The sequence below is a fragment of the Streptomyces sp. NPDC048671 genome (assembly GCF_055587045.1).
In genome coordinates, this window is the sequence record NZ_JBVJHB010000021.1 from 51,816 (window position 1) to 64,075 (window position 12,260).

At 70.8% G+C, this 12,260-nt stretch carries 18 protein-coding genes; 17 read left to right on the forward strand and 1 reads right to left on the reverse strand.

Annotation, left to right across the window (positions count from 1 at the left end; genetic code table 11):
• The first annotated feature begins 173 nt into the window (after positions 1-173).
• The 6 genes from ACZ6S6_RS33320 to ACZ6S6_RS33345 all read left to right on the forward strand — a co-directional run bounded on the left by ACZ6S6_RS33320 (position 174) and on the right by ACZ6S6_RS33345 (position 6,203).
• Positions 174-671, forward strand: coding sequence for a hypothetical protein (locus tag ACZ6S6_RS33320; protein WP_469708658.1), 498 nt, complete (start codon positions 174-176; stop codon positions 669-671).
• Positions 668-904 carry a hypothetical protein gene (locus tag ACZ6S6_RS33325; protein ID WP_469708659.1) on the forward strand — a complete coding sequence of 79 codons (237 nt, stop codon included), beginning with the start codon at positions 668-670 and terminating at the stop codon, positions 902-904. The genes ACZ6S6_RS33320 and ACZ6S6_RS33325 overlap by 4 nt, the downstream gene beginning before the upstream one ends.
• 581 nt (positions 905-1,485) lie before the next feature.
• On the forward strand, positions 1,486-3,303 hold the full coding sequence (locus tag ACZ6S6_RS33330; RefSeq protein ID WP_469708661.1) for an ATP/GTP-binding protein: 1,818 nt from the start codon (positions 1,486-1,488) through the stop codon (positions 3,301-3,303).
• Positions 3,304-3,318: 15 nt separating this feature from the next.
• Entirely contained in the window at positions 3,319-3,735 is a 417-nt protein-coding gene (locus ACZ6S6_RS33335; RefSeq protein WP_469708663.1) for a conjugal transfer protein TraB, read from the forward strand.
• An 82-nt stretch (positions 3,736-3,817) separates the two neighbouring features.
• Positions 3,818-5,932 carry a chromosome segregation protein ParM gene (locus ACZ6S6_RS33340; RefSeq protein WP_469708664.1) on the forward strand — a complete coding sequence of 705 codons (2,115 nt, stop codon included), beginning with the start codon at positions 3,818-3,820 and terminating at the stop codon, positions 5,930-5,932.
• 82 nt (positions 5,933-6,014) lie between these two features.
• Positions 6,015-6,203 (forward strand): hypothetical protein, encoded by a 189-nt coding sequence (locus ACZ6S6_RS33345; RefSeq protein WP_469708666.1) that lies wholly within the window; start codon positions 6,015-6,017, stop codon positions 6,201-6,203.
• Here ACZ6S6_RS33345 and ACZ6S6_RS33350 read toward each other — a convergent pair whose 3' ends face one another.
• Positions 6,204-6,365 (reverse strand): hypothetical protein, encoded by a 162-nt coding sequence (locus ACZ6S6_RS33350; protein WP_469708668.1) that lies wholly within the window; start codon positions 6,363-6,365, stop codon positions 6,204-6,206.
• Between the two features lie 207 nt (positions 6,366-6,572).
• Between ACZ6S6_RS33350 and ACZ6S6_RS33355 the strand changes: the two genes are divergently transcribed.
• The 11 genes from ACZ6S6_RS33355 to ACZ6S6_RS33405 all read left to right on the forward strand — a co-directional run bounded on the left by ACZ6S6_RS33355 (position 6,573) and on the right by ACZ6S6_RS33405 (position 12,252).
• Positions 6,573-7,067: a hypothetical protein gene (locus ACZ6S6_RS33355; protein WP_469708670.1), complete on the forward strand. Its 495-nt coding sequence runs from the start codon at positions 6,573-6,575 to the stop codon at positions 7,065-7,067.
• Between the two features lie 304 nt (positions 7,068-7,371).
• Complete coding sequence (locus tag ACZ6S6_RS33360) at positions 7,372-7,971, forward strand: hypothetical protein (protein ID WP_469708671.1); 600 nt, start codon at positions 7,372-7,374, stop codon at positions 7,969-7,971.
• A 108-nt stretch (positions 7,972-8,079) separates the two neighbouring features.
• The gene (locus ACZ6S6_RS33365) at positions 8,080-8,454 is read left to right on the forward strand and encodes a hypothetical protein (RefSeq protein ID WP_469708673.1); all 375 of its coding nucleotides are present in this window, start codon (positions 8,080-8,082) and stop codon (positions 8,452-8,454) included.
• 189 nt (positions 8,455-8,643) lie between these two features.
• Positions 8,644-9,015, forward strand: coding sequence for an RRQRL motif-containing zinc-binding protein (locus ACZ6S6_RS33370; RefSeq protein WP_469708675.1), 372 nt, complete (start codon positions 8,644-8,646; stop codon positions 9,013-9,015).
• Positions 9,016-9,084: 69 nt separating this feature from the next.
• Entirely contained in the window at positions 9,085-9,990 is a 906-nt protein-coding gene (locus ACZ6S6_RS33375; RefSeq protein ID WP_469708677.1) for a DUF6919 domain-containing protein, read from the forward strand.
• Entirely contained in the window at positions 9,987-10,199 is a 213-nt protein-coding gene (locus ACZ6S6_RS33380; protein WP_469708678.1) for a hypothetical protein, read from the forward strand. The genes ACZ6S6_RS33375 and ACZ6S6_RS33380 overlap by 4 nt, the downstream gene beginning before the upstream one ends.
• A 113-nt stretch (positions 10,200-10,312) precedes the next feature.
• Positions 10,313-10,819 carry a hypothetical protein gene (locus ACZ6S6_RS33385; protein WP_469708680.1) on the forward strand — a complete coding sequence of 169 codons (507 nt, stop codon included), beginning with the start codon at positions 10,313-10,315 and terminating at the stop codon, positions 10,817-10,819.
• Complete coding sequence (locus ACZ6S6_RS33390) at positions 10,816-11,163, forward strand: hypothetical protein (protein ID WP_469708682.1); 348 nt, start codon at positions 10,816-10,818, stop codon at positions 11,161-11,163. Before ACZ6S6_RS33385 ends, ACZ6S6_RS33390 begins: the two co-directional genes overlap by 4 nt.
• Complete coding sequence (locus ACZ6S6_RS33395; RefSeq protein WP_469708684.1) at positions 11,160-11,792, forward strand: hypothetical protein; 633 nt, start codon at positions 11,160-11,162, stop codon at positions 11,790-11,792. Before ACZ6S6_RS33390 ends, ACZ6S6_RS33395 begins: the two co-directional genes overlap by 4 nt.
• The gene (locus tag ACZ6S6_RS33400; protein ID WP_469708685.1) at positions 11,789-12,055 is read left to right on the forward strand and encodes a hypothetical protein; all 267 of its coding nucleotides are present in this window, start codon (positions 11,789-11,791) and stop codon (positions 12,053-12,055) included. Before ACZ6S6_RS33395 ends, ACZ6S6_RS33400 begins: the two co-directional genes overlap by 4 nt.
• Positions 12,052-12,252, forward strand: a complete 201-nt coding sequence (locus tag ACZ6S6_RS33405) for a hypothetical protein (RefSeq protein WP_469708687.1) — start codon at positions 12,052-12,054, stop codon at positions 12,250-12,252. The genes ACZ6S6_RS33400 and ACZ6S6_RS33405 overlap by 4 nt, the downstream gene beginning before the upstream one ends.
• Positions 12,253-12,260: the final 8 nt, after the last annotated feature.

The following is a 12,260-nucleotide window of genomic DNA, read 5'->3' on the forward strand; positions in this document are numbered from 1 at the left end:
CGCCACCGGTCCGCGCTCGTACGCCGAGCGCGGACCGGTGCCGGCCATGGCCGGCAGGCCAACCGCGCGTCCCCGTTCCGAGGACGCGGACAAGTAACCAGCCCATCCGACGGTCTGCCGGAAGCAGTCCACAGCCCCCGCGTACAGCAGATCCGACCCCCACGGAGGACCCCGTGAGCACCGAAAACAACGGTCAGCCCTTCTTCGACGACCCGAACGCGGCGCTGCGCGAGATCGCGCAGAACCCCGCCGCCTACGCGCACTACCTCGCGGACTTCAACCGGGTGGTGCTGGACATGCAGGCCCAATTGGAGATCCTCCAGCGTGAGGCCCGGGTGCACTGCCGTGGAACCCGCGTGGAGGGCGACAGGATGGGCCAGGCCTTCCTGCGGTCCTTCCCGGTGGAAAAGTCCCTGAACGACATTCTCAAGAACCTCAGGGGTGTTACTTCGGGACTGGAAAAGAGTGCCCACAAGCGCCACGCCCACGACGAAAAGGTGAAGGAGGTCAAGAAAAGCCGGAAGGAAAAGGAGCAGCTCAAGGCGCGTAAGAACAGCCCGACGCTCCAGGCCGCCCCGGAAAATTCGGGTCAGCAGGGTGCGCAGAGCCCGAATTCGGGCTATGGTGGTCCCACGTCGATTTACAACCTGGATCGCAGGGAGTCGGCGTGAGTGCAGGTCGCCCGCTCACGAAAGCAGAGCGGAAGGATTTCAACCGTGCGGAACACGAGCGCAAAATCAAACAGGATTTGATTGCGCAGCACGGCCAGGATCTCGGCACTTTCTACGCGTGGCTCCGGATTGTGAATATCCGAGGCACCCAGGCATACCGCGACGGGAACACGGAGTTCATCCGTGAGGCCGCGCTCGCCCTGCACAACGTCTACAGCCGCCACTCCGGCTAGCTCCCCGCGCCCCGCATGAAGGGCCGCTCCCGATCGCCGGGGGCGGCCCTTCGGTGATCCCAACGCGTGCCGCGCGTGTCGCGTGCCGCGCGTGGCGTGCGCGCGTGTACGCGAGGCCGGTGCCGACTGTCAAGCCCAGGAGGAGGGGCCGCGTGTCCGACGACACCGACAGCAACGTAATCAACCTCCCCACCCGGGGCAGTGATTCCGGCGGAATGCCGGACGCCCCCGACGGCGGGGATCTCTTCTATTCCGAACCGCCCGCCAGCAGCACGGCAGCTGGTATTCCTCCGGAGTCCCCGGAGGAGACCACCATGGAAATCCCGGTAATCCGAGGGCCTATTTCCCCGGAGACCGCATTGCGGGAAACGGGAATGCCCGACACCCCGGATTCCGGCGACGAAGAAAATGCGGAAGGTGAATACGGGCAGTCCCGTTCTCTTGCCGACCGTCTCGGGGACTGGGTGGAAATCCGCCTGGAGATGGCGCGGGACCGGCATGCCGGAGAAGCGCCGTTCCGTGAAGCGGAAATTGCGCGCAAGACCGCCCTTCTGGAAGCCCGTACCGCCAGGGAAACCGCGATGATGGAGCAGAACGCCAAACTCCACACCGCGGGGATGAAATCGAAGGCCGACAGGGTGGCGGCGCGCGGCAAGGCCGACGCGGCGCGGTCCTCCAGCTCCGGTATGGGCGCCGACAAGGGCCGCTCGAAGGCCGGCGGCGGGGGCGGCGGGAGTTCTGGCGGCTCCGGCCGGGGCGCGGGAACGAACGGGTCCGGCAGTTCCGGTCGCGGTTCCGGGGGCGGTAACTCTCCCAAGGGTGGCGGCAAGGGCGCTGATCGCCCTGCTGGCGGCAGTAGGGGCGGCTCGACGGGCAATGAGTCGTCCGGCGGCCCGAAAGGCCGTCAGAACGGCTCTGGCGGCTCCGGGTCGGGCAAGGCCGGTGCAGGCAAGGGCAGTTCGGGCGGCTCCGGCGGCAAGAACGGCTCGGGAAGCTCCGGGACCGGCAAGGGCGGCTCGAAGGGCGACGGCGGCACATCGACGGACGCGCCGGCCACTAGCCCCAGGGCTGAGCGGGCCCGCGGCCGCCAGGAGCGCGCCGCCGCACGCCAGGCGGCACGCCAGCAGCGGCGCGCCGCCGGCCAGGCCGCCAGCCTCGCCGACCGCAGCAAGGACCGCGACCAGGACCGCGCCGCCGCCCAGACAGCGCGCGAGGAACGCCAGGCGGCGAAAGCCGAGCGGAAGGCCGCGAGGAAAGCGAAGCGGGAGGCTGCCAAGACCGCCGGGGACCGCACCACCCTGGGCACGGCCGTGGCCGAGGAGGCGCAGCGGCGCTGGGACAAGCGCCGCGCGGCGGAGAAGGACAAGGCCGCGAAGGACGGTAAACCCAAGGACGCCACCGGCGGCAAGGACTCCGAGGCCACGGCCAAGAAGTTGCAGTTGACCAAGGACGTCCCAGAGAAGCCCTCAGACGGTCCGAAGGACGACTCCACGACCAAGGAGCCGGAGCCGGACGACGGCAAGAAGGGCAGTGAGGAGCCGTCTGACGGTACCGGGGACACGGACGTGAAGAACGGCACAGGGACGGACGCGGGCCCCGCACCCGACGACGTCAAGAACCCTCCTGACGACGACAGCGACGACGACGATGACGACGATGACGACGACGTGCGCTCCTTCAAGGAAGCAATGAGGGACTTCTTCACCAAGGCCGCCAAGGACGGTGAGCCGGAAGAGCCCTCACCGCTTCGGCCCGAGGACCTCGGTGACGTCACGGTGGACCGTCCTGACGGCCCGACCCGATCCCCGAAGTCCGAACAGGCGGAGGAGGACATCTGGGACGCGGTCATCGTCGATGACCCGTCAGACCCATTCGGAGCGAACGTCAACAGCCCGGCGGGCCTGCCCCGGGCCCCGGAGCCCCACACCCAGCGTCCCGGCACCAGCCGACCCACAGCACAGGAGGACCCCGTGGCATCGGAGGTCAACAAGCCCGCGTCGGGCCAGGCCCGGATGGCGGCCAAGCACCGCACCGACATCACCTTCGGCGAGTACCTGATGGAGATCGTGAACATCGCGATCGCCGCCGCACTCGACAAGGACCGCGCCCAGGACCTGGCCGCCGCGCTCGGCAAAGTCGCCGACGCCCTGCGGGACATGGCGGCCGACCTGATCGGCGACCACAACATCGCCACCGAGATCGTCGATCAGATCACCGACCTGGCCGACGCCGCGTCCCGCATGAAGCAGCTGGCCGAACGCTGCGCCACCGAGTGCGAGATCGCCTCGGAGTCCGCCCGGATCGCCGCCACGTCGGTCGGCCGCGTCTACGGCCAGGACATCCAGGCCATGGACGACGCGGGCCTGGCCCACGCCTCCTCCGCCGCCCACCACGACTAGAAAGGAGGTGCGCCGATGAGTGACTTTGCACCCACCACCGGCGGCGGTGCCGCCGCCCGGACGGACGGCGACAACCGCTACAAGGCCGTCCAGCACAAGCTCAAGACGCTGGGCACGGCCATGGACCTGGCCAGCAACGAACTCGAAACGCTGCTGCGCGGCATGCGGATGAACGCCCAGCGCTCCGAGGGCCTGGCCGTCGACATCGCCAACGCCGAACTGGACCGCAAGTTCATCGAGATGACCAACCAGGTGTCCGTCGCCCTGGGCGGCGCCGCCGTCGAAGTGAAGAAGCTCCACGAGACGGCCCAGGAGGTCTCCGGCCTCGCCCACGACACTCGGGCCACGCACGCGCGGCTGTACGAGGGCCTGGACACCGTCCGCTCCAGCCGCAAGGAGCGCACCCCCAAACCGGGCTTCCTCGCCCACTAACCCCGGACCCACCGAAACCCCTGATGGGCGGCCTCTCCACGACGGAGGAGCCGCCCATCGCCACACCCCGAAGGAGAACCCCGTGTCCGTGCCGCGCAGCGTCGCCCTAGAGCGCACCCTCTACACCGTGACCGCCCCGGTCCTCGCCGCGGCCCCGAACCTCTTCGCCGACAGCCCCGTCAACACGGTCGTGCAGGTGGCGGGCGCGGCCGGCGTCGGCGGCTGGGTCCTGGCCTGCAAGAGCGACGAGCCTGGGGCGGGACGCAGGGCCCTGCGCTGGTCGCCGCTGGTGTTCGCGGCCGCCGTCGACATCGCCGCCCGGTACACGATCGGCTGGGGCCCGTGGTGCCTGGACGGTGTTCTGGCCGCCGGGTGGGCGGCGGCCGGCCTGCTGGTGATGCCCTTCTCCCGGCACGCCCGCCGCCGTCACCGTCCCGCTCTCGCCGCCCCGGCCCCCGCGCCGCAGCTGCGCGCCGCTGCCCCGGAACCGTCCCCGGCGCAGCCGGACGACGGCGCCGACGCCTTCACCCGGCAGGTCCGCATGCTGTGGGAGGCCCGCGGTATGCCCGGCCGCACCATCGTCGCCACCGCCACCCCGCACCCCGGCATGCCGAACGACCTGTCGCTGCTGCTGCGTGCCTCCGAGGCCGGGCGGCCGATCTCCGCGCTCACCGATGAGGCCGTCGCCGCGGCGTTCGGTGTCGACGTCAGCGACGTGCGGATCGAGGAGGTGGCCCGGCAGTACGGGCGTGAGGGCGGCCCCGGCTGGAAGGAAGTCCACGTCACCCCCGACCTGAACGAGCGCCGCAGCAAGGCCCCCACCACCCACGAGTGGTGGGCCGACCGGATCGGCGCAGACCGCGGGCCCGTGCCCGGCTCGGAGTTCGTGAAGAAGGTCCGCGACCAGGAGCGGAAGGTCACCCACTACATCGCCCAGGTCCCCGACGAACTGGGTGAGCCGCGCGTCAACCAGCACACTCTGGCCGCGGCGCTGAAGACCAAGTACGACGAAGGCCGCCTCTTCGTCACGGTCGACGGCAACCAGGTCCTGGTCTCCCTGTGGGACTCCAGCCCGCTCGCGCAGATCTTCCCCGCCACGAGGGAGCTGCTGACCCCGGACAAGGACGGCCGGTGGGTGACCGGCTACCTCGGCAACGGACAGCCAGCCCGCAACCGCGTCTACACCGACCGGGGCGCCGCCCACGGCCTGTTCGTCGCCCCGTCCGGCGGCGGAAAAACCCAGCTGATGGGCCTGCACGTCGCAGCCGACGCCCTCTTCGGAGCCGTGGTCATGCTGGCCACCGAGGCACCGGACGAGAAGACCGCAGCACTCGGCAAGCACACCGCCCGCTACGGCGTCGGCGCGCTCTACATGATCCGGCTCCTGCGGGTCATGGTCGAGCTGATGGAGATCCGCGGCGAGATGCCGTGGGACGACGGCCAGGTCCACGAGTGGGACCCGACCCGGCCGGGCTGCCCCTACAAGATGCTGTCCGCCTACCTCGACGAGTTCCTCTCCGCCGCCCGCAACGGCGACTACGGGGCGGAGATCATGGACCTCGCCGAGATGGTGTCAGTCAAGGGCCGCAAGTACGGGGTCGGCCTGAAGGTGGCCGGGCAGTCCATCTACGTGCAGGACGGATTCACGCAGCTGCTGTGCGAGAACCTCCGCGAGAACTGCATCCCGGTCGTGCTGAAGGTGGCGCCGAAGAAGGTCGGCGAGATGTTCAAGGCGCTCGGCATCCCCTCCGAGCACACCCCGGACCCCCTCCCCCGCTCGTTCTCCGCTGCCGAGGAGGGCCGGATCGAGCGGGTGATGGCCGGTGAGCCCGAGCCGCCCGCCGACTCCAACACCGGCGGTGCCGGCTGGATCGTCGAGGGCAAGCAGCCCGAGGTCCTGCGCACCCTGTTCATGAACTTCAAGGCCGGAATCGACGGCTACTTCCCCGACACCATCGCCACCCTGACCGACCACGAGATCCGCGAGCTCGAAGCATGCGACCTGTGGTTCGACTGGAACGAGCCGCCCCGGCCCGGCGAGTTCGGCGACGAGCCGGGCGACGACGAAGACGGGGCCGGCGCCCCCCGGAAGGGCGGCGGCAAGCCCCGGGGCGGGGGGAAGCCCGCCGCACGCCGCGACACCGTCACCTCCACCCGCCAGGCCCTGGAGGCCATCAAACACCTCTCCGGCGTCTGACCCCACCCCCCACCACCCCTACAGCAGGGCCCGGCCGTATCCCGGCCGGGCCCTGCTCACACCTGGAAGGACACACCACCCCGTGGCCGTATCGATCTCCGCCGTCGTCCTGCTCGGCATCCTCGTCTTCGTGCTCATCCGAGGCGGCTCCGTACGCCTCCTGCCCGCCCTGGCCTGCGCCGGGTTCGGCTTCTTCCTCGCCTCCACCGGTGCCGCTCCGCTCATCACCACCGAGATCGGCACCGTCACCGGCTGGATCTCCAGCATCTGACTACGCCTCTGTCCACGGCGGGTCGGGGGTGTAGTTGAGGCCGTCACAGAAGCGGCAGTCCCACTCCGAGGGCACCTCCCACCGGTCGACCCAGAAGCCGACCTGCTTGCCCACGAAGTAGTTGTCCCCACCGCACCAACCGCAATCGAAGACGAACTCCACCCGATTCCCCTTTCGCCCGCGCCTGCCGGTCCCGAGGATGCCCGGGACGTGCGCGGTGACTACCCACCGCAAGCACCCAACTCCCCTGCCGCACGAAACCGAAGGGCGCCGCCGGACACCGAACCTCGGCGGCGCCCTCCCCCGCGCGCCCTCCCGGCCACCACGGCCAGGAGGGCGCCCCCCATTTCGCGTGATCGGAGAAACCCGATGGACCCCCTGCACCACACCCAGCCCGGCATGCCCGAATCCGAGGCCGCGGCCGAAGCCCGCCGCCTGCTCGACGACTGGGCGAGCAAGCCCGTACGCCACCACCCCACCGCGTTCCGCGACGACACCCAGCCGCCGGCCTTCGGTACCACCCCGCCCGTCCCGCAGCCCGACCACCGGATCGTGCCCGCATGGGCGGCCGGGATCGCCGTCGCGAGCATCGGCGTCGGCGCCGGATCGGTCGGTCTCGGCTGCTGCGCCTGGCTGGTCCTCCAGGGCCTGGCCTCCGTCACGCTCGCCGGGGTCCTCACGGTCACCCTGCCGTTCGCGGGCGTCGCCATGGCTGCCACCGCGATCGGCTGCGCGATCAGCAAGGCCCGCTCCGCCGACAATCACACCGTCTACGAGGGCCCGGTCAGCCAGCACACCGAGATCCACAACAACAGCACCACACGCGGCATGTTCTTCGCCCGCACCCGCAACGACGTCCGCTGAACACCGAGCAACCCGCGTCGTACTCGAACCCCGCCCCCACGGCCGGGAGTCGAGTACGGCGCAGGCCGCCCGGAGCAGCGGGTCTCAGCCGACGACCCACAGCACGTCGCCCCGCCCCGGCCGACGGCCGCACCATCGCCACCGGGTTCGCCGTTCTGGCCTACCGCCGGGATGAACAGCGACGGGCGCAGGGTCAGGCCGCGCAGCGCGAACGTGGAGGCCCCAAGCCCCGCCGACGCTCTAGCCGGCGGGGCGCAGCACTGCCCGCACACCCTCACCCCCTGAACACGAAGGAGACCAGCCCGTGGCACTCACCGGCATCTTCACCCGCAGGTCCGCCCCACCCGCCCCTCCGGCGGAAGACCCCGTACCGACGGTGTGGCCGGAGATCGGCGAGAGGTGGAAGCCCGAGGGCCTCCCCGTCGCCGAGCGGTACTACAACCAGGCCCACGCCGTCGTCCTCGTCGCCGGCACCGGACAGGACCCCTACGGCAACAGCTACTACCTGGTCGCTTGCCTGGGCTGTCACTTCCTGAGCACCCGCACCAAGTACTACGACTCGCACATCCGGTACACGCTGACGACGGCCGCGGGGGCCGCCAACGATCACGCGGGCACCTGCCGGGCGCTGCCCCGCGAGCTCCCGGCCCGCCCCGACGAGAGCGCGGCCCGCCGTCTCCTGCACTCCTGGGTGCGGGCCATGCCGCGCCGCCGGGACCCGCACCAGTACACCGACGTCGACCTCAGCGACTTCGACTCCGGACGCATGGAGCTCCAGCGCACCTACGAGTGGATCCAGACCGAGCTGGAAGCGCTCGCGATCGAGCAGAGCGACCTCCTGTCCGCCCGGACCGACGAGCACACCGGCACCGTCCGTTTCCGGATCCTTCCCCAGCCGCACTGACCGGCCGCCCGCCGTACGACCCGCGGACACCGTCCGCGCCGTGCCAACGCGCCCCGCCGACGTTCTCCGTCGGCGGGGCGCTCCTCTGCCCGCTTTCCGGAGGTCACCGTGTCCGTCCGACGCACCCTCAAGCAGGCCCTGGCCGCCCTCGCCTCTCCCGGCTGGCCCCGTGCCTACACCGATCCCGGCCCGCTCGAAGCGGCGCTGGCCGAGCAGACCGCGACCGCCAACCGTGCCGCGGCCGACCACGCGGCGGGCGCCGCCCAGCTGAACGTCGACGAACTGCATGTGCAGCCCGGCGTCCTGGAGGTCCGCCGCAGTGTCCTGGCCGACGTCCACTACCTGGAGGGCCTGCTGATCGGCGCTCGCAGCCGGGGCCTGGACCCCGAGCTCCTCGAGCGCCTGGCGGCCGCCGTCGACACCGGCCACGAGCTCACGGTCCTCCTCGCCGACGCCGCCCGCACCACCATCACCACCCCCTGACCCCACAGCCCTTCACCCGGCGGCCGGCCCGGACGCCGCAGCGGCCGTACTTCTCCCACCTGCCCGCTCTTGGAGGTCCTTCGTGCTCATGCCCCGCCCGCGCCGCCGTATCGGACGCCCGCGCCCGCAGCGCCCCGGCCCCCGCTACCCGCACCGTCCCCACCGCCTCCCCGGCACCTGGAGCTGGTGATGCCGCGCAGCACCGCGACGCTGGAAATCTACAAGCGCAACCAGGCTCCCGAAGGACTCGCCACCAAGCGGCAGTTGAAGGAGTTGGGGCTTCGACCCGGCGGCCAGCAGGTGGTCGCAGAGGTCGAAACCCGCGGCCCGAAGAACGGCTTCCTGTACGAGATCGCCCTGGCCAAGCCCGTACGGCCGATGACCCTCGCCAAGGAGTACGCGCTCGACAAGGCCATGGCTGCCCGGCAGACCTGCCCAGAGTGCAGCCGCCGCTTCATCTACTGCCTCCGTACCTCGCTCGGGATTTGCCTGGAGTGCCACGACGGAACCCCCGCCGATCCCGGCTCCTACAGCCCGCCGACCTTCACGAAGGCCGCCTGACCACCGAGCTCGAAGACCACACCACCACCCGACCTGGGGGAACATCCGATGAAGATTCGACTGCCGTGGATGAGCCGAGCCGACCGCAAGCGGTGGCAGGCCGCCCACACCCTGCGCGACCTCGGCCAGCTGACCGCCGCCTGGCTCGAAGGCACCATCCAGAGCTGGCCCGGATACCAGCCGCGGTACGGACCGGACGACGAGACGCTGCCATACGTACAGGTCCTGGCCACCGCCAACCGCGGCGGCTACCTCACCACCGCCTCACAGCCCGGCCTCTTCAGCACCGACACCCACGGCACCGAATGGGCGCAGCGCGCCGCCGTCGAGGGGGTCATCTCCGACCCGGTCTTGCTGCGCCGGCTGATCGACGCGGCCGCGAGGGCGGGACTGGAGGTCATCGTCAACGACGTCCAGGACGCGGACCAGGGCGGACCTGGCACCGTGGTCACGCTCATGGACGGCGAAGGCCACACCGCTTTCGGCCGAGCCCTCGGGATCCTGGACCTCGAAGTGATGTGGCGCGGCTTCCCCGAGGCACTGGAGAGCACTGCGCGCGCCCTCCAGGTGACCCTCGCCGACCCGGACTTCGGGCCCAGTACCGGGCTGTGGAACGTCCTCACCGAAGCGACCACACGCTCTGTCCCGGACCCGCCGGCCCCTGCTCCGACCGTGCTGTGCAACTGCGGCTGCACCAGCATCGGCTGGAACGTCTGCGGCGACGGCTGTCTGGGCGTCACCAACCCGGAGGAGGGTCGCTGCGACGCCTGCATCGACCCCAGCGTGATCATCGATTGGTCGAAGGAACTCGAAGACGCACACGAATGCACCCTCTGCGGCGCCCCGTTCCACGGAACCCGCCCGTACTGCTCCGACACCTGCGAGAGCGCCGACAACCCCGACGACTCCGAGTGGCTGCCCGCCCCGCTTCCCCGCCGTTCGTTCCCGGCGAACGTCACTGACGCCCCCTGGTGAACCCAGCCGCGCGCCAGCCCACCGCCGAGATCCGGCAGGAGATCACCGACGACATCACAGCGGCGAGGCCCGGCCAGCGCGATCTGCAGGCCGCAAGGCAGCACCACACCGCCGAGACCATGCGCCTGGCCACCGACGGCTATCTCGACGAGCTCAACGACCTCGATGAGGGCCGCTGGAAGCCGAAGCACGCCTCACCACACCCCTGACCTGTCCTGGCAGGGCTCCCGACCCTTCAGCCCGGCCGAACAGCCCCGGGGAGACAGCACCCCCTAGGGCGGCGGCCCCGCTCCCCTCAACCTCTCAAGTTCAGGACTTCACCATGCACCGTCCCGCCACCTTCGCCGCCCTACTCGGACTCGCCCGCGCCGGAAGCGCACTCGGCGACTTCTTGATCCAGAACGACTTCTGCGCCCGCGTGAAGGGCGCCTCCGACGACCACCCGGTCACCTACCAGGACCCGGTCACCCAGGAGAAGACCACCCACGGCACCGCCGACGGCCGGAAAGCCTGCCTGCACCACTGCCTGACCTATACAGCCACGCAAGCGATCGTGACTGGGGCCGGCGCACGGGCGCTCGGTATCCGGGTCCACCCGGCCGCCGCCGCGACCGCACTCGCCCTGTCCTTCGGTACCCACTACGCCGCCGACCGCCGAGTACCGGGCAAGGGCCTGCTGGAGCACCTCGCGACCAAGACCGGCAAGGGCGGCTTCTACCAGTTGGCTGACCACGGCATCAACGGCGCTTTCCACATCGACTCCGCCTGGCACCACGGCTGGGAGACGCTTGCCGCCCTCATCGCCACCACCAAGGCGACCAGTCGGTGACCGGCCGCACCCGTACCCGCCTCGACCGGGTACGCGCCAGCGTCGGCATCGCCCAGCTCGCCCTCCAGCAGATCGAGGACGAACTCACCGGCGAGGTCGGCGCCCAGGAGCTCGCGCAGATCCTGCGCGAGCTCCACCACGAGGACCACCGCCAGGACGGCGTCTTCGGCTCCCTCACGCAGCTGCTCACCGTCGCCGCGCAAGCGGCCGAACGGATCGAGCCGGACCGCGACGGCGAGATGTCGTGCCCGCTGCACGAGGCCGCGGCCCTCGTCACCGAGAACGCCGGCCTGCAGACCTACTACGCCACCCGTGCTCTTGACCCGCAGGGAGAAGCCGAATGAAGCCGCTCTCCGTGTGCGTGGAGCGGCAGGAAGCCCGTCCCGCGAACCGGCGCGTGCCCGAACACGTCGTACGGGCACAGCACGCCGCGATGGTCGACGCGTTCCCCGGCCTGCCCGCCGAAGGGTTCGACCACGTCGTCATCGCGGAGAATCTCTACCGCCTCCAGGCGCTGCTCCAGCCGCTCAGCGACGCCCGACGCGCGGATCTCGGCTGGGACGACAGCGACGGCCTGGGCGACCTGCTCCTGGTCCGCCGCTATTTCGGTCCCGAGATCCTGCCGATGTGGCACTGGCGCGACGGCTCGCAACTCGCCGACGGCGACCGCGTCGCAGAGATCCGCCTCGGAGCGGACCGCATCGTCCTCGCCCAGCGCCGCGACGTCGACGGCGAGGGCGACATCGGCTTTGACGTCCTGGTGGGCTGCCCCTTCGACGACGAATGCGAAGGCCAGTCGTGGGCCCCGGTCTACAACGTCACCGACCTCCTGCGCGCCCTGACCGGCGAGCTGATGAACGACCCGGACGTGCGCTGCACCATCCACGGCCCGGACGACAACGACGACCAGGACGACGACCCCGAGGGCCGCGCCGACCTCGAAGAGCAGGCCATGGAAGCGATCCGCGAATGAGCAACAAGGCCCCCGCGTGCGGCTGGGACCAGGCCACCTTTCGGTGCGGGCGGTGCGGCGCTCAGCACACCGCCACCACCGAAGCCGACTACCTCAAGACCGTCGGCGCTCACGGCGACGCCCACGCCGTGTGGGACCGGCTGAACCCGATCGAGCGCGACGGGATCACCTCGATCCTGCGCACCATCCTGGCCGCGCCGGACCTCGCCGCAGAGCTCCTGGCGCTCGGCGACCGGCAGCCGGCGGAAGGCGACGCCCGGTGAGCCGGGCCGCCGACGGAGCGCACCCCCACCCGCTCACCCCAGCCGAACTCCGCGACGGGGACGACTGGTTCCGCGGCTGCCCCGACTGCCACCTCCCGATCCAGGGCGGGGGCGTCGGCCTCACCGCGCACCGACGCACCGTCCACACCACCGCCGGATACCCGCGCATCCCGATCACGATCCGGCTCGATCTCTGACAAGGAGA

Excerpts from the sequence above, each read along its gene's own strand:
- ACZ6S6_RS33330 (WP_469708661.1), top strand. The coding sequence starts at position 1,486 with ATGATGGAGCAGAACGCCAAACTCCACACCGCGGGGATGAAATCGAAG.
- ACZ6S6_RS33335 (WP_469708663.1), top strand. The coding sequence starts at position 3,319 with ATGAGTGACTTTGCACCCACCACCGGCGGCGGTGCCGCCGCCCGGACG.
- ACZ6S6_RS33355 (WP_469708670.1), top strand. The coding sequence starts at position 6,573 with ATGGACCCCCTGCACCACACCCAGCCCGGCATGCCCGAATCCGAGGCC.
- ACZ6S6_RS33370 (WP_469708675.1), top strand. The coding sequence starts at position 8,644 with ATGCCGCGCAGCACCGCGACGCTGGAAATCTACAAGCGCAACCAGGCT.
- ACZ6S6_RS33375 (WP_469708677.1), top strand. The coding sequence starts at position 9,085 with ATGAGCCGAGCCGACCGCAAGCGGTGGCAGGCCGCCCACACCCTGCGC.
- ACZ6S6_RS33385 (WP_469708680.1), top strand. The coding sequence starts at position 10,313 with ATGCACCGTCCCGCCACCTTCGCCGCCCTACTCGGACTCGCCCGCGCC.
- ACZ6S6_RS33395 (WP_469708684.1), top strand. The coding sequence starts at position 11,160 with ATGAAGCCGCTCTCCGTGTGCGTGGAGCGGCAGGAAGCCCGTCCCGCG.
- ACZ6S6_RS33400 (WP_469708685.1), top strand. The coding sequence starts at position 11,789 with ATGAGCAACAAGGCCCCCGCGTGCGGCTGGGACCAGGCCACCTTTCGG.